Source organism: Actinomadura sp. 1N219 (genome assembly GCF_044326405.1).
Classification (GTDB): Bacteria; Actinomycetota; Actinomycetes; order Streptosporangiales; family Streptosporangiaceae; genus Spirillospora.
The window spans coordinates 43,382-63,655 of record NZ_JBIRAY010000024.1 but is presented as its reverse complement, the minus strand read 5'-3'; the positions used below and the strand labels follow the sequence as shown (position 1 = coordinate 63,655).

Annotated in this window: 20 protein-coding genes; 10 read left to right on the top strand and 10 right to left on the bottom strand. The window is 72.9% G+C overall.

The features are described 5' to 3' along the window. Positions 1-39 precede the first annotated feature (39 nt). From ACH35V_RS40025 to ACH35V_RS40005, 5 genes are read left to right on the top strand one after another with little or no spacing between them, the layout of a single operon-like run. Positions 40-1,587, top strand: a complete 1,548-nt coding sequence (locus ACH35V_RS40025) for a CocE/NonD family hydrolase (RefSeq protein WP_395980112.1) — start codon at positions 40-42, stop codon at positions 1,585-1,587. After that, on the top strand, positions 1,584-2,534 hold the full coding sequence (locus tag ACH35V_RS40020; protein ID WP_395980111.1) for an ABC transporter permease: 951 nt from the start codon (positions 1,584-1,586) through the stop codon (positions 2,532-2,534). Before ACH35V_RS40025 ends, ACH35V_RS40020 begins: the two co-directional genes overlap by 4 nt. Continuing rightward, positions 2,531-4,393, top strand: coding sequence for a dipeptide/oligopeptide/nickel ABC transporter permease/ATP-binding protein (locus ACH35V_RS40015; protein WP_395980110.1), 1,863 nt, complete (start codon positions 2,531-2,533; stop codon positions 4,391-4,393). The genes ACH35V_RS40020 and ACH35V_RS40015 overlap by 4 nt, the downstream gene beginning before the upstream one ends. 3 nt (positions 4,394-4,396) lie before the next feature. Beyond that, the gene (locus ACH35V_RS40010; protein WP_395980109.1) at positions 4,397-5,212 is read left to right on the top strand and encodes an ATP-binding cassette domain-containing protein; all 816 of its coding nucleotides are present in this window, start codon (positions 4,397-4,399) and stop codon (positions 5,210-5,212) included. Continuing rightward, positions 5,209-6,744 (top strand): ABC transporter substrate-binding protein, encoded by a 1,536-nt coding sequence (locus ACH35V_RS40005; protein WP_395980108.1) that lies wholly within the window; start codon positions 5,209-5,211, stop codon positions 6,742-6,744. Before ACH35V_RS40010 ends, ACH35V_RS40005 begins: the two co-directional genes overlap by 4 nt. Positions 6,745-6,805: 61 nt before the next feature. Here the strand turns inward: ACH35V_RS40005 and ACH35V_RS40000 are convergent, their stop codons facing one another. Continuing rightward, positions 6,806-7,327, bottom strand: coding sequence for a hypothetical protein (locus tag ACH35V_RS40000; protein ID WP_395980107.1), 522 nt, complete (start codon positions 7,325-7,327; stop codon positions 6,806-6,808). A 202-nt stretch (positions 7,328-7,529) separates the two neighbouring features. Between ACH35V_RS40000 and ACH35V_RS39995 the strand changes: the two genes are divergently transcribed. The 3 genes from ACH35V_RS39995 to ACH35V_RS39985 are packed head-to-tail and all read left to right on the top strand — an operon-like array spanning position 7,530 to position 9,951. After that, positions 7,530-8,480 carry an aliphatic sulfonate ABC transporter substrate-binding protein gene (locus tag ACH35V_RS39995; RefSeq protein ID WP_395980106.1) on the top strand — a complete coding sequence of 317 codons (951 nt, stop codon included), beginning with the start codon at positions 7,530-7,532 and terminating at the stop codon, positions 8,478-8,480. Continuing rightward, the gene (locus ACH35V_RS39990; RefSeq protein WP_395980105.1) at positions 8,477-9,235 is read left to right on the top strand and encodes an ABC transporter permease; all 759 of its coding nucleotides are present in this window, start codon (positions 8,477-8,479) and stop codon (positions 9,233-9,235) included. The genes ACH35V_RS39995 and ACH35V_RS39990 overlap by 4 nt, the downstream gene beginning before the upstream one ends. Further along, positions 9,208-9,951 carry an ABC transporter ATP-binding protein gene (locus tag ACH35V_RS39985; protein WP_395980104.1) on the top strand — a complete coding sequence of 248 codons (744 nt, stop codon included), beginning with the start codon at positions 9,208-9,210 and terminating at the stop codon, positions 9,949-9,951. The genes ACH35V_RS39990 and ACH35V_RS39985 overlap by 28 nt, the downstream gene beginning before the upstream one ends. 45 nt (positions 9,952-9,996) lie before the next feature. Here the strand turns inward: ACH35V_RS39985 and ACH35V_RS39980 are convergent, their stop codons facing one another. After that, complete coding sequence (locus ACH35V_RS39980; protein ID WP_395980103.1) at positions 9,997-10,509, bottom strand: NADPH-dependent FMN reductase; 513 nt, start codon at positions 10,507-10,509, stop codon at positions 9,997-9,999. Between the two features lie 46 nt (positions 10,510-10,555). Next, positions 10,556-11,470, bottom strand: a complete 915-nt coding sequence (locus ACH35V_RS39975; RefSeq protein WP_395980102.1) for a LysR family transcriptional regulator — start codon at positions 11,468-11,470, stop codon at positions 10,556-10,558. Between the two features lie 256 nt (positions 11,471-11,726). Here ACH35V_RS39975 and ACH35V_RS39970 point away from each other — a divergent pair, with 256 nt between their 5' ends. Together ACH35V_RS39970 and ACH35V_RS39965 are read left to right on the top strand one after the other, a co-directional pair. Continuing rightward, positions 11,727-12,233, top strand: a complete 507-nt coding sequence (locus ACH35V_RS39970) for a flavin reductase family protein (RefSeq protein ID WP_395980101.1) — start codon at positions 11,727-11,729, stop codon at positions 12,231-12,233. A gap of 50 nt (positions 12,234-12,283) precedes the next feature. Then, complete coding sequence (locus ACH35V_RS39965) at positions 12,284-13,441, top strand: LLM class flavin-dependent oxidoreductase (RefSeq protein ID WP_395980100.1); 1,158 nt, start codon at positions 12,284-12,286, stop codon at positions 13,439-13,441. Positions 13,442-13,502: 61 nt separating this feature from the next. Here ACH35V_RS39965 and ACH35V_RS39960 read toward each other — a convergent pair whose 3' ends face one another. From ACH35V_RS39960 to ACH35V_RS39930, 7 genes are read right to left on the bottom strand one after another with little or no spacing between them, the layout of a single operon-like run. Beyond that, entirely contained in the window at positions 13,503-14,408 is a 906-nt protein-coding gene (locus tag ACH35V_RS39960) for an ABC transporter substrate-binding protein (protein WP_395980099.1), read from the bottom strand. After that, positions 14,405-15,598, bottom strand: coding sequence for an LLM class flavin-dependent oxidoreductase (locus ACH35V_RS39955; RefSeq protein WP_395980098.1), 1,194 nt, complete (start codon positions 15,596-15,598; stop codon positions 14,405-14,407). The genes ACH35V_RS39960 and ACH35V_RS39955 overlap by 4 nt, the downstream gene beginning before the upstream one ends. After that, positions 15,588-16,514 carry an LLM class flavin-dependent oxidoreductase gene (locus tag ACH35V_RS39950; RefSeq protein WP_395980097.1) on the bottom strand — a complete coding sequence of 309 codons (927 nt, stop codon included), beginning with the start codon at positions 16,512-16,514 and terminating at the stop codon, positions 15,588-15,590. The genes ACH35V_RS39955 and ACH35V_RS39950 overlap by 11 nt, the downstream gene beginning before the upstream one ends. Further along, a complete protein-coding gene (locus ACH35V_RS39945; protein WP_395980096.1) occupies positions 16,511-17,539 on the bottom strand; it encodes an ABC transporter substrate-binding protein in 1,029 nt (342 codons plus the stop codon). The genes ACH35V_RS39950 and ACH35V_RS39945 overlap by 4 nt, the downstream gene beginning before the upstream one ends. Beyond that, positions 17,536-18,333 carry an ABC transporter ATP-binding protein gene (locus tag ACH35V_RS39940; RefSeq protein ID WP_395980095.1) on the bottom strand — a complete coding sequence of 266 codons (798 nt, stop codon included), beginning with the start codon at positions 18,331-18,333 and terminating at the stop codon, positions 17,536-17,538. Before ACH35V_RS39940 ends, ACH35V_RS39945 begins: the two co-directional genes overlap by 4 nt. After that, a complete protein-coding gene (locus ACH35V_RS39935) occupies positions 18,330-19,199 on the bottom strand; it encodes an ABC transporter permease (protein WP_395980094.1) in 870 nt (289 codons plus the stop codon). Before ACH35V_RS39935 ends, ACH35V_RS39940 begins: the two co-directional genes overlap by 4 nt. Next, positions 19,196-20,245, bottom strand: coding sequence for an ABC transporter substrate-binding protein (locus ACH35V_RS39930; protein ID WP_395980093.1), 1,050 nt, complete (start codon positions 20,243-20,245; stop codon positions 19,196-19,198). The genes ACH35V_RS39935 and ACH35V_RS39930 overlap by 4 nt, the downstream gene beginning before the upstream one ends. Between the last annotated feature and the right edge of the window lie 29 nt (positions 20,246-20,274).

Sequence of the window (20,274 nt, the reverse complement as noted above, 5' to 3'; positions counted from 1 at the left end):
TCCCACCTGCCCCTTCCAGGGCCATGCGAGGAGTTCACCATGCCCTCGATCAACTTTCCGATGCCAAGTCCGGAGCACCTCGACGTGCCGATGAGCGACGGGGCGACTCTGTCGGTGCTGCGGTACGCGGCCTCCGGCGGCGGTCCGGCCCCGGCGGTCGTCGTCATGACGCCGTACCGCAAGGAATCCCCCATGCACGCCGAACTGCTCCAGGTCCCGGTCCGGGAGGGGTACGAGGTGCTCATCGCGGACGTGCGCGGCATCGGCGGCTCGTCCGGCCCCTACCACGGGATCCTCGCGCCCCGCGAAGTGGACGACGGAGTCGAGCTGCTCGCCTGGACGGCCCGGCAGCCGTTCTGCGACGGCCGGACCGCGCTGATCGGCGGCTCGTACTCGGGCCTCAACCAGCTCCTCGTCGCCGCGCGACGCCCGCAGAGCCTGCGCTGCATCGCCCCCTGGATCGCGCCCACCGACTTCTACCGCGACATGTGGAAGCGCGGCGGCATCCCGTCCCACACCGCGTGGGGCGCCCGCGCCTTCCTGTCGTCGCAGCGGGCCGAGACGCGGCGGCGCGGCCTGGAGAACTTCTACGGCGAGATCCTCGGCGACGACTTCGACACCGAGCTGTTCCACCGCGGCACCCCGGACCTGTCCGCGATCGAGGTTCCGGCGCTGTTCCTCGGCGGCTGGTACGACTACTTCCTGCGCGGCACCGTCCGCGGATTCCAGCGGGTGACCTGCCCGAAACGGCTCGTCGTCGGCCCCTGGAGCCACGATCCGTTCCTGTCGGACGAGCAGCGCGACGAGCTCGCCGCATGGCTGAACCACTGGCTGCGCGGCGAAGGCCCCGACCCGTCCGCCGAAGGGGCCAACGTGCGGCTGTCGTGCGTCGGCACGGACGGCTGGGAGACCCGCGGCGACTTCCCGGAGGCCGGTGACATCGACTGGTTCCGGTGGCGCCCCGTCGATGCGGAACACCCCGTCCCGATCGTGCCGGCGCTGTCGGCGACGCCGATGCCGCCGCCGTCGAACGTCGATCCGATGGTCGACCTGGTCACCGATTCCGGCATGCGCGTGTGGGGCGAGACCAGGGTGTTCGAGCTGCCCGCGGCCGAGGCGCCGGCGCGGCTTCTCGGCCCGGTCGGGCTGCGGGCGGTCGTGCGCGCGGACGCCTGCGAGGACTTCGACGCGCACGCGCGGCTGTCGATCGTCCGTCCGGACGGGCAGGTCCTCCCGGTCACCGAGGGCCGGCTCCGCGCGTCCCACCGCGCCGTGGACGACGCCCGCAGCGCCCGCGACGAGGCAGGCGACATCGTCGTGCCCTGGCATGCGCACACCCACGCCGACCCGGTCAAACCCGGTGTCCCCGTCACGCTGCACGTGGAGATCTACCCGGTGCACCTGCGGCTCGACGAAGGGGACCGGCTCCGCGTCGGGCTCACCCTCGTCCGGGCGGACGAGTCGGCGGCCCCGGCGCAGGCCGTCCTGCTGCCGGACACGACCGTCTCGCTTCCCGCCGCGTCCCCCGCGTCCGCCGCGTCCGCCGCGTCCGCCGTGCCCGCGCGGTCCGCCGGACGGGACGGGTGACCGCCGTGCTGCGCATGATCGGCGGGCGGCTGCTCTGGTCGGTCCCGCTCCTGCTCGTCCTGTCGGCGCTGACGTTCACGCTGTCGTGGCTGACGCCGGGCGACGCCGCCAGGACCATCCTCGGCACCAACACCGACCCCGCCGCCTACCGGCAGGTCAGGGAGCAGCTCGGCCTCGACCGGCCGCTCGCCGAGCAGTACTGGACGTGGCTGGCGCACGCGGTCCGCGGCGACCTCGGGAACTCGCTGTTCACCGGGGAGCCCGTGGCGTCCGCGCTGAACGCGCGGCTGGGCGTCAGCCTCTGCCTGCTCGCCGGGGCGGCCCTGGTGATAGCCGTCGCGGGCGTCGCGGTCGGAATGGCCGGTGCGCTGCGCGGCGGTCTCGCCGGGCGGATCCTGGACGGCGCGTCCGTCATCGGGATGAGCGTGCCGCAGCCCTGGTTCGGCCTGGTGCTCGTGGTCGTGTTCGCGGTGAACCTCGGCCTGTTCCCGGTCACCGGGTACGTGCCGTTCGTCCAGTCGCCGGCCGACTGGGCGCGGTCCCTGGTCCTTCCGGCCGTGTGCCTGGCGGTGGGCGGCATCGCGATGATCGCCAAGCAGGTCCGTGGCGCGATGGTGGACGTCCTCGGCCGCCCCTGCATCCGCGCGCTCCGCGCCAACGGCCTGCCCGCCCGGTCGATCATCTTCAGGCACGCGGCCAAGAACGCGGCGCTGCCCGTCGTCAACGTCTTCGGCGTCGTGCTGATCGGGATGCTCGGCGGGTCCATCGTCGTCGAGCAGCTGTTCGCGCTGCCCGGCCTGGGCCCGCTCGCCGTGTCCGCGACGGCGCAGCACGACCTTCCGGTGCTGCAGGGCGTCGTCCTGTACTTCACGGTCCTGGTCGTCGTGGTGAACCTGCTCACCGACCTCGTGTCCGGGTGGCTCATGCCGAAGGCGGTGGCCTCGTGATCTCCCGCGTGCTGCGCCGTCCCGCCGGATTCCTGTCCGCCGGGTGGCTCGCGCTGATCGTCCTCGCCTGCGCCCTGGCCGGCCTGATCGCGCCCTACGACCCGCAGGAACAGAACCTGACCGCCGTCTACAGCGGGCCCGCGCCGGACCACTGGCTCGGCACGGACCAGCTCGGACGCGACCTGCTCAGCCGCATCCTGCACGGCGGCCAGGTCAGCCTGCTCGTCGTCGCCGAGGCGGTCGCCGTGTACGCGGTCCTCGGAATGCTGTTCGGGCTCGTCGCCGGGTACGGACCGGGGACCGTCGACCGGATCGTCATGCGGGTCTGCGACCTGCTGCTGTCGGTGCCGTCCGTGGTGATCCTGCTGGCCATCCTGGCGATCTTCAGCCACAACGAGTCGGCCGCGATGGTGACGCTGGGGTTCCTCAGCTCGGCGGGCCTCGCCCGCGTCGTCCGGGCCGGGACCCGGGACGTCCGGGACGAGCCGTACGTCATCGCCGCACGCGTCGCCGGCCTGTCCGCCCCGCAGATCCTGTGGCGCCACGTGCTGCCCCGCGTCGCGGGCCCCGCGATCTCGATCACCTCGCTGATCGCCGGCGCCGCGCTGCTGGTCGAGACGTCGCTCGGCTACCTCGGCCTCGGCGTCCAGCCGCCGCGGCCGAGCTGGGGCGGGCTCATCGCCGAGGCGTCCCAGGCGATCTTCCGCCAGGCCTGGATGCTGGTGCCGACCGGCGGCGCGATCGTGCTGACCGCGCTCGCGCTCGGCGTCCTCGGCGACGTCGTCCGGGACGCCGCCGACGACCGCACGTCCGCGGAACCGCTGTCGTGGCGCCGGATGCGCACCCGCGTCTCCACAGGTGAGCCGGAAGCGGACGCCGCGCGGCCGGACGGAGACGCCCTGCTGTCGGTCCGAGACCTCTCGGTTCGGCTCCGCGACACCGCCGGCTCCGTGACGATCGTCGACGACGTGAGCTTCGACGTCCACCCGGGCGAGGCCGTGGGGCTCGTCGGCGAATCCGGCTGCGGCAAGACCATGGCGGTGTCCGGGCTGATGCGGCTGCTGCCCGCGGGCGGAACCGTCACCGCCTCCGCCCTGCGCTTCGACGGCCGGGACCTCCTCGCCCTGACCGAGCGCGAGATGCAGCGGCTGCGCGGGACCGCCATCGCCTACATCGGGCAGGACCCCGTCGCCGGCCTCGACCCCCTGTTCACCGTCGGCGCCCAGCTCACCGAGGTCGTCCGGCACCACACCGGGCTGAGCCGCCGCGCCGCCCGCCGCCGGGCCGCCGAACTGCTGGAGCGGGTGCGCCTGCCGCGCGCCGCCACCGTCATGCGCCAGTACCCGCACGAACTGTCCGGCGGAATGGCGCAGCGCGTATCGATCGCCCGCGCGCTGGCCGGCGACCCCGCCCTGCTCATCGCGGACGAACCGACCACGGCCCTGGACGTCACCGTCCAGGCCGAGATCCTCGACCTGCTGCGCGACCTGCGCGAACACACCGCGATGGGGCTCGTCCTGGTGACCCACGACTGGGGCGTCGTCGCCGACTCCTGCGACCGCGCCGTGGTCATGTACGCGGGCCAGGTCGTCGAGCAGACCACCGTCGACCGGATCTTCACCGGCCCGCGCCACCCCTACACCGGCGCGCTCCTGTCCGCCGACCCCACCGCCGGGACCCCCGGACGGCACCTGCCCGTCCTGCCCGGCTCCGTCCCCGCACCGGGACACCGGCCGGACGGCTGCCGTTTCGCGTCCCGCTGCCTCCGGGCCGACACCGACTGCGCCGCGGCGCCGGTGCCGCTCACCCCGGACGGCGCCGCCGCCTACCGGTGCCTGCACCCCACACCCGGAGGCTGACCGATGCCCGAACCACTCATCGACGTGCGCGACGTCACCGTCCGCTACGCCGGACGGCGGCGGCTACGGCCCACACCCGCGCTGTCGGAGGTGTCGCTCGACATCCGTCCCGGCGAGACCGTCGGCCTGGTCGGCGAGTCCGGATCCGGTAAGACGACGCTCGGCAAGGCCATCCTGCGGCTGGTACCGGTCAGCGAAGGCACGATCCGGCTCGACGGCCGCGACATCGGCGCGCTGCCGCGCCGCGAACTCGCCCGGCACGTCCAGGTCGTCTTCCAGAACCCGTACCTGTCGTTCAACCCCAGCCGGACGATCGGGCAGACCGTCGCGGAGACGCTCCCCGGCAAGCACGACGCGGGCCGGGTCAGGGAGAAGCTCGAAGCGGTCGGCCTGGACGGAACCGCCGCCGCCCGCTACCCGAGCCAGTTCTCCGGCGGGCAACTCCAGCGCATCGCCATCGCGCGCGCACTGATGCCCGAACCCCGGCTCATCATCTGCGACGAGGCGGTCAGCGCCCTGGACCTGTCCGTCCAGGCGCAGGTGCTCAACCTGCTCACCGACCTCAAGGCCGGCCACGACCTGGCCTACCTGTTCATCACCCACGACCTCGCCGTCGTCCGCCACCTCGCGGACCGCGTCGCCGTCCTCCGCCGAGGACGCCTGGTCGAGACCGGCGACGTCACCGAGATCTGCGAGAACCCCACCCACCCCTACACCCGGGCGCTGCTGGCCGCCGCACCCGTCGCCGACCCGCAGGAACAGGCCCGGCGCAGAACGCTGCGGCGGGAACTGCGGACCCCCGAGAGGACCACGCCATGAAACGCGCCGTCACGGTCATCACCATCGCCGCCCTCGGCCTCACAGCATGCTCATCGGGCGGCGGCGGCTCCCCCACCGACCGCACGCTCACCGTCGCGCTGCCCGCACCGCCCGAAAGCCTCAACCCCGGCCAGAACGGCTCCGGCGCCCAGGGCATCGTGCACTGGCTGACCTACGAGCCCCTGATCCGCGCGAAGTCCGACGGGACCTTCGCTCCAGCGCTCGCCACGTCGTGGAAGTACGTCGGCAAGGGCAACAAAACCTTCGAGCTGACCCTCCGCCCCGGCGTGAAGTTCGCCGACGGCACGACCGTCGACCCCGCCGCCGTCGCCGCCACCATCAACTACTACCTGAAGACCCCCGGCTCGATGAGCCCGTTCCTCACCGGCATCAGCGGCGCGAAGGCGGCCGGCGGGCAGACCGTCCGCGTCGACCTGTCCTCCCCGAACCCGATGCTGCCGTACGTGTTCAGCCAGCTCGTCAACTGGGGCGACGTCATCAGCCCGGCCGGGCTGAAGAACCCCGAGCAGCTCACCACCAGGACGTTCGGCGCCGGACCCTACACCCTCGACACGTCCGCCACCGTCGCCGGCGACCACTACACCCTCGTCAAGAACCGGAACTACCACGATCCGTCCGCGCAGCGCTGGGACAAGGTCGTCATCAAGGTCATCAGCGACCCGAACTCCGCCCTCCAGGCCCTGAACAGCGGCCAGATCGACGTCGACCTGAACGCCACCGCGACCCTGAGCGCCCAGGCCAAGGGCATGGGCGTCAGCGTCCTCAGCGGCGACCCCGGCGTCATCTCCCTCTACCTCCTGGACCGGGACGGCAAGACCGTCCCCGCCCTCGCCGAGCAGAACGTCCGGCAGGCGCTCAACCACGCGATCGACCGCGACGCCCTCGCCAAGGCCCTCGGCACCGGCTACGACCCCACCGGCCAGCTCGCGCCGCAAGGCACCGACGGCCACGACCCCGCGCTTGAGAGGACCTACCCCTACGACCCCGCCAGGGCCAAGAAGATGCTGGCCGACGCCGGGTACCCGGACGGCTTCGACCTGAAGATCGTCGACCTCTCCACCTTCGGGCTCAACGTGGTCTCCCAAGCCATCGTCGCCCAGCTCGCCAAGATCGGCGTCCGCGCCGCCATCACCAACGTCGGCAACGACCTGAACAAATACGTCGCGGAACTCGGTTCCCGCAAATACGGGGCCACCACGTTCCGCCTCGCCAACCCGATGTTCGCCAGCGCCCTGTTCAACTTCGCCGGCGCCGCCTCACCGCTCAACCCCTACCAAAACCGGAACCCCGAAATAACCCGCGCCTTCACCGGTTTCGCCGCCGCCCCCGCCGACCGCCAGAAGACCACCGCCCAGAACCTGAACAAAACCGTCCTCGACCATGCCTGGTTCGTGCCCATCACCACCGTCCACAACTACATCTTCGCCAAGAACATCAGCGGCCTAGGCACCTACGGAACCAACGGCGCCATAGACGTCCTCTCCTGGACCCCACCAAACACCGCCGCCTAACCGCTCAGATCGACCCCGCAGAAAGAACGGCCATGCCGACCAGGAAACGGCCCCGACGAGCTCACCACATGTCGTCTGGGTCGACGGGAGGTTCGTCGGGGACGCCGAGGGGGCGTAGGTCCGCGGGAGTGAACGAGTGGTCGGCGCGGGCGCCGAGCAGGTGCCGGACGAGGAGGTCGAGGATCTCCATGTGCTCCCGCTCGGAGTCGCGGTTCGCCCGGACGATGCGGTCGCTGGACGCCTGGACGGCGTCCCAGAGCCCGGCATCCTCCAAGGCCGTGACCAGTCCGCCGGCCTCCAGGTAACCCGACCACGGATGCTGAATCGCCAGGTAGGAAAGGGCCGCGCTGCGCAGGAAAAAGAGCAGATAGCGGTCCCTGGACGACACCCCCGCGGCCCTCATGCCCGCGCTCAGGTCGATTTCGAAGAGCCGTTGAAGCGCCGCCGACAGGTTTCGCTCGTACTCGACGAGTTTGGCGTAGTCGGTCTCCGGGTCCTCCGGCTCGGCGGCGTTGCGGTGACGCAGCTCGTCGAGGTGCGCGCGGATCAGCGCGTGGCGGTCGTAGCGGCGTCCTGCGGTCATCGGGGGTCCTGGCGGATCGGAGTATCGGCCTTCACCCGGGCAGGGTAAGGGCTCCGGCGGGGCGTCCATGCGGTGGATCGGGCCGCCGGGGCAGGGTGCGGCCGGCGGCGGGTCGGCGTCGTGATCGCGAATAACCTAGTCAACCGATCGGTTTTGTCCTATATTCTCTTGCTGATTTCGACCTGGCAAGGAGCTTGGACACATGCGTCGCATCATCGCCGCCCTCACGGGACTCTTCCTGCTGCTCGGATCGGGAGCGCTCACCGCGTGCGGGGGTGAGCGGGAGGCCGGCGCGTCCGGTGGGGCACTGCGCGTCGGCTACCAGCGGTTCGGCGGGCTCAGCCTGCTCAAAGTGCGCAACGCGGCGCCGCGGGGCACGAGCTGGTCGCTGTTCGAGAGCGGCCCGGCGCTCACCGAGGCGCTCAAGGCCGGATCGATCGACATCGGCCAGGTCGGCGAGGCGCCGCCGATCTTCGCGGCGGCCGGACGCGCCGACTTCAAGATCATCGGCACCTCGGCGCCCGTCCCCAAGGGGGAGGCGGTGCTGGTGAAAGAGAGCAGGGGGTTCCGGTCGTTCAAGGACCTCAGGGGCAAGACGATCGGGCTCAACAAGGGCTCCAACGTGCACTGGCTGCTGCTCCGGCTGCTGGAGTCCAACGGGATGACGATCAAGGACGTCCAGGTCAGGTATCTCAAGCCGGCCGAGGGACGGCCCGCGTTCGACAACGACCAGATCGACGCCTGGGTCATCTGGGATCCGTACTTCGCGCTGGCCGAGCGGCCCGGGGTGAAGATCCTCGCGGACGCGAGCGGGCTGGCGAACAACCGCGAGTACGTCCTGGTCTCGCCCGAGGCGCTGAAGGAGAAGCCCGATCAGCTGAAGGCGTTCCTGCAGCAGTACCGGCAGGTCACCGACTGGGGCATCGCCAACCCGGCGGAGCGCGCGAGGATCCTGGCGCCGGAGCTGAAGATCTCCGAGGACACCGCCGAGCGGGCGCTGGCCCGCAGCGCGCAGCCGCTCGCCCCCGTGGACGCCGCGGTCGGCGCCGAGCTGCAGAGGATCGCGGACGGGTTCACCGGGCTGGAACTGATCCCCGGCGAGGTCGACATGAAGGCCCGGGTGGACGAGCGGTACTCGGGGATCTTCAAGTGAGCCTCCGGGTCCGGCGGCTGACCACGCCGATCACGCTGCTGGCGCTCTGGGAGGGGACGGCGCGCGCGGGCGTCCTGGCCCCGGACAAGCTGCCCCCGCCCAGCGCGGTGCTGGAGGCGGCGTGGCGGCTGTCCCGGGACGGCACGCTCGGCGCCTCCCTGCTCGACTCGCTGCAGCGGGCGGTGCTCGGGCTGCTGATCGGCGGCACGCTCGCGCTGGTCCTCGGCGCGGTCGCGGGGCTGGTGCGCGCCGGCGACGACCTGGTCGACCCGACCGTCCAGGCGGCCCGGATGCTGCCGCACCTCGGGCTGGTGCCGCTACTGATCATCTGGCTGGGCATCGGGGAGTCGCTGAAGATCACGCTGGTGGCGCTGGGCGCGTTCTTCCCGATCTACCTCAACACCTACGCCGGCATCCGCGACATCGACGAGCGGCTGGTCGAGGCCGCCCGCACCTGCGGGCTGACCTGGTTGGAACGTGTCAGGCATGTGGTGCTGCCCGGGGCGATGCCCGCGCTGTTCCTCGGGCTGCGGCTGGCGTTCGCCGCCGGGTGGCTGAGCCTGGTCGTCGGCGAGCAGGTCAACGGGCAGAGCGGGCTCGGCTTCATGATGATGGAGGCGCGCGAGTTCTCCCAGACGGAGGTCGTGGTGCTGGGCCTGCTGGTGTACGCGCTGCTCGGGCTGCTGTCGGACCTGGCCCTGCGGATGGGAGAGAGGAGGCTGCTGACGTGGCGACGCGGACTGCGAGCCGTCTAGTCGAGGCCGCCGGCGTGCGCCGCTCGTTCGGCGGCACGGTCGTCCTGGACGGGGTCGACCTGGCCATCGACCGCGGCGAGGTGGTCGCGCTGCTCGGCGCCAGCGGCTCGGGGAAGAGCACGCTGCTGCGCATCCTGGCCGGGCTCGACGACGAGGCGTCCGGGAACGTGTCGGTGCCCGCCTCGCGCGCCGTGGTGTTCCAGGAGCACCGCCTCCTTCCGTGGAAGCGGGTGGCGGCGAACGTGACGTTGGGCGTCCGCGCCAAGAACGCCGCGTCCCGCACGGCCGCCGCGCTCGCCGAGGTCGGCCTGGCCGACCGCGGCGACGCCTGGCCCGCCGAGCTGTCCGGCGGCCAGTCCCAGCGGGTCGCGATCGCCCGCGCCCTGATCCGCGAGCCCGAACTGCTCCTGCTGGACGAGCCGTTCGGCGCCCTGGACGCCCTCAACCGGCTGAAGATGCAGGCCCTCTTCAGCCGCCTTCGCGCCGTCCACGAGTTCGCGGCGCTCCTGGTGACCCATGACGTGGACGAGGCGATCCTGCTGTCGGACCGCCTCCTGGTCCTGGACGGCGGCCGCATCATCGAGACGATCGACGTCGACCTGGACCACCCCCGCGCCGTGGACGCCCCCGGCTTCGCCGACCTGCGCCGCCGCCTCCTGACCCTCCTGCGCGTCCCGGCCACCCCGGACGAGGCCCTCTCCCAAGGGCGCTCCTAGGGCCTGTTCCCCATCGGCCGCGCCTGGCCACGCCCGGCCGCGGGTCTAGGCGAGTGGCGCGGCCACCTGGGGGGCGACCCGGTCCGCCCAGAGCCCGAGGACCTCCTCCGCGTCGGGAAGCTGGGATTCGAGGAGCACGGCGCCCGGGGTCGGGACGTGCGCGCCCAACTCCACGAGCAGGGGCCGCAGGTGCACCTCCACGGCGAGGGCGTGGCGGGCGTCCCCCATCACCAGCAGGGGCAAGGCGGTCGTCGAGGCCAGCGCCGCGCCCGGCAGCCGATCGAGGAACGCCTTCAGAAGGCCCGTGTAGGTGCCCTTGTAGGTGGGGCTGGCCACCACCAGGACGTCCGCGCCGCGCACCAGGTCAAGGGCGACCTCGACCATGGCGGACGGGGTGGCGGCCAGTAGGTGCGGCGCCAACGCGGACAGGTCGACGGTCTCGGCCGGTTTGACGTCGTCGAGCCGGTCGGCGACGGCGCGGGCGGCCTGGGCCGCCACCTGGTGCGTGCGCGACGCCGGCCTGGGATTTCCCACCAGCGTGACGATGCTCTTGGCCATCCGGCCGCCCTCCTTGAACGCGTTAAACCTACTTATTTGATAGAGATTAGTCGGAATACGGGCGGCCCACCACCGCGGCGTGGGCCTTGAGCAGGTCGAGGAGGCGGGCGACCTGGGCGGGCGGGTGGCGGGTGCGGGAGTGCTGGGCGACGAGGAGGACGTCCGGTCCCCCGGTGGTCAGCGGCCGGCAGGTGATGATGCCGCTCTGTTCGAGGGGGTCTCCGGCGATGCTGTAGTCGGGCAGCAGCGTGACGCCCAGCCCTTGGGCGACCATCACCTTGCCCATCTCGGCGCCGTCCACGAAGTAGGCGATGGCCGGTTCGCGGCCGTCCAGCAGGCGGTGCACATAGCGGTGCATGAGATAGCCCGCGCGCATCGCGACGAAGGGCTCCGCCAGGAACCGGGCCAGCGGAACCTCGCGCAGCCGGGCGAGCGGGCTGTCGGCGCGGCAGCAGACCGCCGCGCGGCCGCGCAGCAGCTCGACCGTGGCCAGGTCCGGGGGCGGGTCGTCGCCGTCGATGACGTTGATCAGGCCGAGGTCGAGCCCGCCCCCGCGCAGCGACTCCTGGATGTCGGCCTGCCGGGCGGTGATCAGCTCGACCTGCGTGTCGGGACGCGCCGCGCGGAAGCGGCTCAGCACGGGCAGCACGAGCGGGACCGTCGCGGCGTGCACGGTGCCGACGCGGATGCTCCGCCGGGACCGGAGCGTGTCGTCGGCCGCCGCGCGCAGCCGGTGCACCGCGTCCAGGACCTCGACGATCCCGGGCAGCAGCTCGCGTCCGCCGGCGCTGAGCCGGGCGCCCGAGCGGTGCCGTTCGAGCAGCGTGACGCCGAGCTCGCGCTCCAGGTTGCCGATGGTCTGGCTGAGCGCCGGCTGCGACATGTGCAGGGCCTCGCTGGCGCGGCGCATCGACCCCAGGCGGGTGACGGCCGCGACGCACTCCAGCTGCTCGATTCGCATGGGCTCCCCCGTGGGCGTGCCTGCAAGGTTCGGCCTATCACCCCGTCAGGAAGACCACATTGACCTGGACGGGCGGACATCCGACAATCCTAACTATGTCTGTAGGAAATATCGATTATCGGGACGAGTTCCCCACGCTCGGCGAGCCGCGGCCGGAGCACGACGACCTCCGCCGGCGACGAACGGTTCGCCGGCGACGGGCGGTTCGCCGGCGACGGGCGGTTCGCCGGCGCGCCGCGGCCAAGGAGTGATCGGCATGACCGCAGTCGGCGTCGACCTGCGCCGTGTCTACGGCGCGTACCCGACCGGGGTGACGGTGGTCGCGGGGCTGACGGGCGGGAGCCCCGTCGGCATCGCCGCCAGCTCGTTCGTCCCGGTGTCCCTGGACCCGCCGATGGTGTCGGTGTGCGTCGCGCACACCTCGACGACCTGGCCGCTGCTGCGCGGGCTCCCCCGGATCGGGATCAGCGTGCTGGCCGCCCACCAGGCGCACGTCGGACGGCGGCTCGGCTCCCGGGACGCGGACCGGTTCGCCGGCGTCGACTGGCGCTCCACCCCGGACGGATGCGTGCGCATCGAGGGCGCGGCCGCCTGGTACGACTGCTCCATCGAGCAGCAGTTCCGCTCCGGCGACCACGACATCGTGGTCTTCCGCGTCAACGACCTCGACGCCCGAGCCGGCGTCCCTCCCCTGGTCTTCCACGGCGGCGCGTTCCGCGACCTGGCCGACGTCCCGCTCTCGGAACGCTCCACCACCGGCTGATCAGGCATTTCCACTGTCAACGACCTGTTAACTATGGAGAGGAAGACCCCGTGACCTTGATCTTCCACTGGTTCCTGCCCACCTACGGCGACAGCCGCTACATCGTCGGCGGCGGGCACGGCCTGCCGGCCGGCGCCGCGAGCGGCGACCGTCCGGCGACCCTCGGCTATCTCGGGCAGGTGGTGCGCGCGGCCGAGGAGATCGGCTTCGTCGGCGCGCTGACCCCGACCGGGGCGTGGTGCGAGGACGCCTGGCTCACCACCGCGCCGCTGGTGGAGTCCTCGGAGCGGCTGAAGTTCCTGGTGGCGTTCCGTCCCGGGCTGCTCAGCCCGACGCTGGCCGCGCAGATGGCCGCCACCTACCAATGGCACTCGGGCGGACGGCTGCTGCTGAACGTGGTCACCGGCGGCGAGCAGCACGAGCAGCGCGCCTACGGCGACTTCCTCGACAAGCCCGCGCGGTACGCGCGTACGGACGAGTTCCTGCACGTCGTCCGCTCCCTGTGGAAGGGCGAGAAGGTCGACTTCCACGGCGCGCACGTCCAGGTCGAGGGAGCCCTGCTCGGCCGCGTCCCCGACCCGGTCCCGCCGGTCTACTTCGGCGGCTCCTCCCCCGACGCCGGACGGGTCGCCGCCCGGCACGCCGACGTCTACCTCACCTGGGGAGAACCGCTCGCCGCCGTCGCCTCGAAGATCGCCTGGATCCGGGGACTCGCCGCCGAGCGGGGACGCCGGACGCGGTTCGGCATCCGCCTGCACGTCATCTCGCGCGACACCGCCGAGGAGGCCTGGGCCCAGGCCGGGCGGCTGCTGGCCGGGGTCTCGGACGAGGCGATCGAGAAGGTGCAGGCGAACCTGCGCCGCAGCGAGTCCGAGGGCCAGCGCCGGATGCTCGAACTGCACGGCGGCTCCGCCAAGGGCCTGCGCGAACTGGAGGTCGCGCCGAACCTGTGGGCGGGCGTGGGCCTGGTGCGCGGCGGCGCCGGGACGGCCCTGGTCGGCAGCCACGAGGAGGTCGCCGACCGCATCACCGAATACGCCGAACTCGGACTGGACGAGTTCATCCTCTCCGGCTACCCGCACCTGGAAGAGGCGTACTGGTTCGGCGAGGGCGTCCTGCCGATCCTGCACCGCCGCGGACTCTGGACGCACCCCGCCGGAGACCCGGCCGGCATCACCCCCGCCGCCGTCCCCTTCTCCGCCTCCTGATCCGCTTCTCCGTCTCCTGAGCCGCTTCTCCGCCTCCTGAGCCGCGCGAGGCGGCCGCCGCCTAGGCGCGGGCGATCAGGTCGGCCAGGTCCGGGAGGACGGCGTCGGCGACGGTGATCTTCCGGTCAAGCAGGCCGTTGGCGTGCAGCAGGTCGGCGGCCCGCTGCTGCTCGGCGACGAAGTCGTCGCCGACCGGGAGCAGCCCGAACGGGCGGCCGCGCAGCGCGTGCTCCCACGCGTCGAGGTCGTCGCCGTCGTCGGCGGCGAACAGCGCGGCCGCCTCGCGGGGGTTGGCGCGGATCCAGGCGTCCGACTCCTGCAGCGCCGCGACGATGGCCGCGAGGACATCGCGGTGCCGGACGGCGAAGTCGCGCCGCGTGAACCACAGCGAGCGGTGGCTGAACAGCCCTTCGGTCTCGATCAGCGTCCGCGGTTCCGTCTCGCTCTCCAGCGCGGCGAGCGCGGGGTAGCTGCCCGTCCAGGCGTCGACCTTGCCGTCCAGGAGCAGTTGCGCGCCCTCGGCCCCGGCGTCGACCGGCTCGATGTCGCGCCAGGTCAGCCCGGCCCGGTCGAGCGCGAGCAGCAGCAGCGTGGTCTGCCAGGAGCCGTGGCCGAGGGCGACCCGCTTCCCGGCCAGGTCCGCCGGGGAGTCGATGCCGGAACCGGGCAGGGCCACCAGCCGCCCGTTGTCCACCCGCGGCCCGGAGATCGCCACGTAGACGATGTCGTGGCCGCGGGCCTGGGCGGTGACCGGCGGCGTGGAGCCGGTGCCGATGAAGTCGTAGCCGCCGTCGAACAGGTGGTCGCCGTGCAGGGACGGCAGCCCCTGCGTCGGCGCGGGACGGGCGCCGGCGGGAAGGGACCGCAGGTCCACCCACTCCACGTCTGGCAGCGATCGCTCCAGGACGCCCCGGTGACGCAGCACCCAGAGCGAGTTGTTGTGGGGGAAGAAGCCGACGCGGGTCATCGTGTGGATCCTTTCGCTTGGAGATTTTCGAGAGAGGGGACGGATCTGTCGGGCGCGGTGTCCGGCCAGCGGCCGCGCAGCAGGGGAAGGACGTTCTCGCCGACGCGGCGCGCCTCTTCCAGGTGCGGCACTCCGGCGAGGATGAACGCGTCCACGCCGAGCGCGATCAGCTCGTCGAGGCGGGCGGCGACCTGCGAGTAGCTGCCGACCAGCCCGAACGCGGGACCGCCGCGCAGCAGGTGGAACCCGCCCCACACGTTGGGGCTCGCCTCCAGTTCGCGGGGCGCGCGCACCGGCCAGTCGACGAACCGCGAGCTGCGCAGCCAGCCGACCGAGTCGCCGGTGGACTCGGGGCCCCGCAGCCGCTCGGGGTCGACGTGCCGCCAGCCGCGGCGGATCTCCGCCCACGCCTCGTCCTCGGTCTCGCGGGCCAGCACGTCGATCCGCACCGCGAAGCGGGGTGACCGGCCGATCGCGGCGCTGTGCTCGCGGACCTGGTCGAACTTGGCGGCCAGCGCGGGGAACGGCTCCAGCCACGACAGGTAGAAGTCGGCGTGCCGCCCGGCGGCCTCGATCGCCGCCTTGGACGACCCGGAGAAGTAGACCTCGGGGAAGGGCTGCCCGGCGAGGCGGTCGGGGAGCCCCGCGCCCTCGACCCGGTAGAAGCGGCCGTGGTGGGTGACCGGGCCTCCGTACCACACGGCCTTGAGGACGTCGAGGAACTCCGAGGTCCGGGCGTACCGGTCGTCGTGGCCGACCTTGTCGCCCCACCACAGCTGGGCGGGTCCGCCGCCGCCGGAGATGATGTTGTAGACGACGCGTCCGCCGGTGGCGCGCTGCAGGCTCGCCGACATCCGCGCCGCCTGCACCGGGTGCAGGAAACCGGGCTGGAAGGCGATCATGAACCGGTAGGTGGTGGTCTCGCGCGCCAGGCTCGCGGCCGCCGCCCAGGGGTCGTCGGTGAAGGGGAACGAGGGCAGCAGCCCGCCGACGAACCCCGACAGCTCGGTGGAGCGCGCGACGTCGGCCATGTGGTCCAGGTGGCTGTACCCGTCCGGGCGGCCCTCGCGCAGACCCGGGGTGATGGTGCCCGGCACGACCGGGGACCAGTCGCCGCGGGTCACCAGGCGGCGGCGCAGGGACGGCTGGTCGCCGTGCGTCCCGATGCGCCAGTAGATGTCAATCGACATGGGCGTGCTCCCGAACGAAGAGGGGCAGCAACTGCTCCCCGAGCCGGTAGATCTCCTCGACGTGCGGCGGCGGCGCCAGGACGAACGTGCTCACGCCCCGGTCGGCATAGCCCCGCAGCTCCCCCGCGACCTGCTCGAACGACCCGGTGAGGGCATGCTCGGGGACGTCCCGGACGGCGTGCGCCTCGTCCTCGTCCTCGCGCGCCGCCACGGTCAGCCGCAGTCCCGAGGCGACGGTCCGGCCGCGCTCGGCGGCGCGTTCGCCCAGGTCGGCTATGAGCGCGTCGAGGTCGTCGGTCACGTCGAAGACGTGGACGTCGGCGTGCTTGGCGGACAGCTCCAGCGCGTCGGCCGAAACGCCGGACAGATGGACGGCTGGGAAGCGCCGTCCGGCCAGCGGTCCCTGGAAGCCGCCCGCGAGAACCTGGAAGAACCTGCCCTCGTAGGTGTAGTCCTCGTGCTCCCACACGCCCTTGGCGATGGTGAGGAACTCGTCGGCGCGGACGTACCGGTCCGGGCCTTCCAGGAAGTCGCCCTGCGCCCGCGCCGTCGCCGGGGGAAGGTCGACGACCGGCCACCAGCCGAAGCGGTCGTCGGTGAACCGCTGCAGCGACGCCGACAGCTTGGCCGCGTACACCGGGGTCCCGACGCCGGGATGGAAGCCCGCGACGCCGTGGATCCAGCGGTTGTGGCGCAGCAGCCCCGCGACCACCACCAGCGACTCCTCCGCGTCGGGGGCGAAGGGGGCGACCACCCCGTCGAACCCGGTGACCTCGGCGGCGCGTCCCACCTCGCCGATCGTGTCGAAGGGCCCGTACCGGCCCTGGCGGGTGTCGGTGACGAACTCCGGCAGCGGCGCCGGGGCCGCGTCCGGCCCGGTCGTCGGCAGCGTGAGCAGGAACCTGGGCGCGCTCATGCCGCCGTCCTCGCGGAGACCTCGCGCAGCGGCTCGGGCGCCGCCCACGACACGACGTCCACGTCGGCGGCGAGGAAGCCGTGGAGCAGCAGGAAGTCCTTCTGCTTCACGAGCAGGTCGAGGCGTTCGGGCGACAGGTCGGGACGCAGCGTGCGGTGGAACCCGTCGCGGTAGGCGGTGCGGACGCCGGACGCGCCCGACCGGGTCTCCCCGGCGAGGATCCGCCGCACGCCGTCCAGGTCGGCGGCGGCCCACTCGGCCGCGCGCAGCGTGGCGGCGAGGAACGCGGTCACCAGCTCGGGCCGCTCGTCCAGCAGCCGCTCGTGCACGGTGATCGGCCGCGGCGTGCCGTTGTTGACGCGGGTCGCCGGGTCGGGATGGGCGTCCAGGTCGACGCCGACGACGAGGCCGAGCGCGGCGGCCTGCTCGGCGGCGCGGGCGCCCTTGACGTAGACGGCGTCCACCTGCCCGCGGGCGAGCTCGTCCAGGCCGGGCCAGGCGATGCGGCCGCCGCGCGCGTCCCGTCCCACCGATGGGGACAGGTCGGCGGCGACCTCGACGAACCTGACGTCGTCCAGGCTGAGGCCGCCCTGGGTGAGCGCGCCCTTGACGCCGTGCAGCGCCATCGCGCGCGGGAAGCTCTGCGCCCTGGTCGTGGCCCAGCCGGGCAGCGCCACGCGCGCGCCGCGCAGGTCCTGCGGTCCTTCGATGCCCGAGCCGGGACGGACGAGGACCGACTGCCACTCCTCGATCCACGTCAGCCCGATCAGCCTCGTCGGCGCGCCCTCGCTGCGGGCGGCCAGCGCGGGGACGTTGCCGCCCTCGCGGAACAGCCCCGGCAGGTCGTGGTCGAAATGGTGGCGGGCCAGTTCGGGTTCCGCGTCCTGCAGGACGCCCACCTCCAGCCCGTACGGCGCGAACGCCTCGGCGAGGCCGCCGAGCCGGTGGGCGAGGCCGCTGGCGGTCGGAACCGGGCAGCGGGTGAACCAGATCTTGTCGACACCACGGGTACGCGGACTGCTCATGCGATCACTCCTCGGTCGGACATCAGGTCGGCTTGATCGGACATCAGGTCGGCTTGGTCGGACGGCGGGGAGACGCCCAGGCGGGCCAGCAACTCCCGGCGGTGCTCCAGCACCGCCGGGTCGGACGCGGCCGACGACACGCCGCGGGGACGGGGCAGATCGATGGCACGGTCCACCACGAAGGCGCCGTCGTCCAGCACGGCGACCCGGTCGGCCAGGCGCACGGCCTCGTCCACGTCGTGGGTGACGAGCACGACCGCGGGACGGTGCCGCGCGCACAGCTCGGCCACCAGGTCCTGGGCCTGCAGCCGGGTCAGGGCGTCGAGGGCGGCGAACGGCTCGTCCAGCAGCAGCACCTGCGGGTCGCGCACCAGCGCGCGGGCAAGCGCCACCCGCTGCGCCTCCCCGCCGGACAAGGTGGCGGGCCAGGCGCGCTCACGTCCGCCCAGACCGACCTCGGCCAGCGCGCGGCCGCCCTTGTCACGCGACGGACCGCGCGTCGAACGCGGCAGCCCGAGCGTGACGTTGGCCAGCACGCGTCTGGACACCACCAGCCGGGGCTCCTGGTAGACCGTGGTGACGCGCGGCGCGGTCAGCACCGTCCCCGCGTCGGGCCGCTCCAGCCCGGCCAGCAGGCGCAGCAGCGTGGTCTTTCCGGTGCCGCTCGGGCCGAGCAGCGCGAAGAACTCGCCCCGCCTGACCTCCAGGTCGATCCCGTCCAGGACGGTCTTGGCGCCGAACGCCTTGCGCAGCCCCCGGACCCGCACCGCCACCTCGTCCTCGCCGCGGGTCATCGGGCCGTCACCTGCCCGCGCCACGGCGTGGCGAGCCGTTCCAGCCCTCTGATCGCCAGGTCGATGAGCAGCCCGAGCAGCGCGTAGATCAGGATGCACAGCACCATGTAGTCGTTGCGGTAGTACTGCTGGGCGAGCGTCACCAGGTAGCCGACGCCCTCGGTCGCGCCGAGCTGCTCGGCGGCGATCAGCCCGGTCAGCGACACCGACAGGCTGATCCGCAGGGCCATCAGCACGCTGGGCAGCGCGGACGGGAGCACCACCGACACCGCCAGCCGCAGGCCGCGCAGCCCGAAACCGCGCGCGGCCTCCACCACCTTGCGGTCGACGCTGCGCACGCCCAGGTAGACGTAGGCGTACATGGGCGCGGACGCGGCCACCGCGATGAGCGCGACCTTGAACGTCTCGCCGACGCCGAACCAGGAGATGAACAGCGGCACCAGCGCCAGGAACGGCACCGCCCGCTTCATCTGCAGGGTCAGGTCGATCAGTTCCTCGCCGAGCGCGGACAGCCCGGCGGCCGCGCCGAGCACCAGCCCCGCGCCGCAGCCGACCAGGACGCCGAGGCCCGCGCGGCGCGCCGAGGCGAGCACGTAGTCGGCGAGCTGCCCGGTGGAGGCCAGCTCCCCCAGGGCGGACAGCACCGCGCCCGGCCCGGTCAGGACGTCCGGCGGGATGCGGCCGCTGCCCGACCCCCACCACCAGGCGACCAGCAGCGCCAGCGGCACCGACACCCGCAGGGCCAGCGAGACCGCCGGGCGCCGACGCCGCTGCCCCAGCCACGGCGGCGGCCGCAGCTCGCCGCCGGTTCCCTCCGCCGGACGCCGCCCCACGGCCGCGGCGTCGGACGCGACCTCGGCGGTCATCGGACGGCCCCCAGCTTGAACAGGACGTCCTCGGGCCGGATCGCGTTCGGCAGCACGCCCTGCTCCTGGAACAGGCCGGCGACCGCGGTGACGTGCGCGCCGTCGGCGTCGGTGACGGGGCGCGGCACGTTCTGGTAGCGGGCCTTGGCGATCGCGTCGTCCAGCCGTGCGCCGGACAGGGCGGTGGGCCCCTTGTCGAGGAACACGTTCTGGAACTTGCGCGGGTCGCGCTTCTCCTGTTCGGTCAGCTCGCGGACCACGTCCAGGAAGACCTGGACGGCGCGCGGATTGGCCTGGAGCACCTCGGTGCGCGCGGCGAAGATGGTGAGGTCCCGGTCGGGCAGGTCGCGGCCGTGCAGCAGGACCCGCGCGCCCTTGGCGACGACCTCGGGATAGGCGTCGACGATCGCCCACCACGCGTCCACCTTGCCGGTCGCGAACGCCGACGCGCCCTGCGCCGGGTTCAGATGGACGCGCTGGACCTGCGAGGCCGGGATCCCGGCCTGTTCGAGCGCGAGCAGCAGCAGGTACTCGCCGCGTCCGGCCTTGTTGACGGCGACGCGCTTGCCGACCAGGTCGCGCACCGTCCTGGCCGGGCTGTCCGCCTTGACGACCAGTCCGTCCTCGTGCGGCGCGGCCTTGTCGGCGACCCGGTCGGCGGCGGCGAAGATGCGCAGGTCGCGACCGTTGGCCAGGTAGCCCACGGCCGGTGAGATCGCGCCCTGCAGCACGTTCACCGACCTGGACCGCACCGCGTCGATCGTCGCCGTGAACGAGGCGTACGAGCCGCCCCACTCCACCCGCGCGCCGGCGGCCTCGAGCCGCTTCTCCAGGATCTTCTCGCGCTTGGCGTAGGCGAGCACGCCGGCGTTGCCCGGGTCGCTCAGCTTGATCACCGAGCCGGGCCCGGAGCCGCCGCCCCCGGCCGTGGCCGACCCGCCGCAGGCGGCGACCAGGCTCAGCAGCAGCGCGGCGACGGCGCAGGCCAGCGGCGGCCGGCGACGTGGGGCTTTCGCCCGGGAGGCGTGCGGAACGGAACTCGACATGGCTGACTTGGCCCTTCACGAACGAGCGA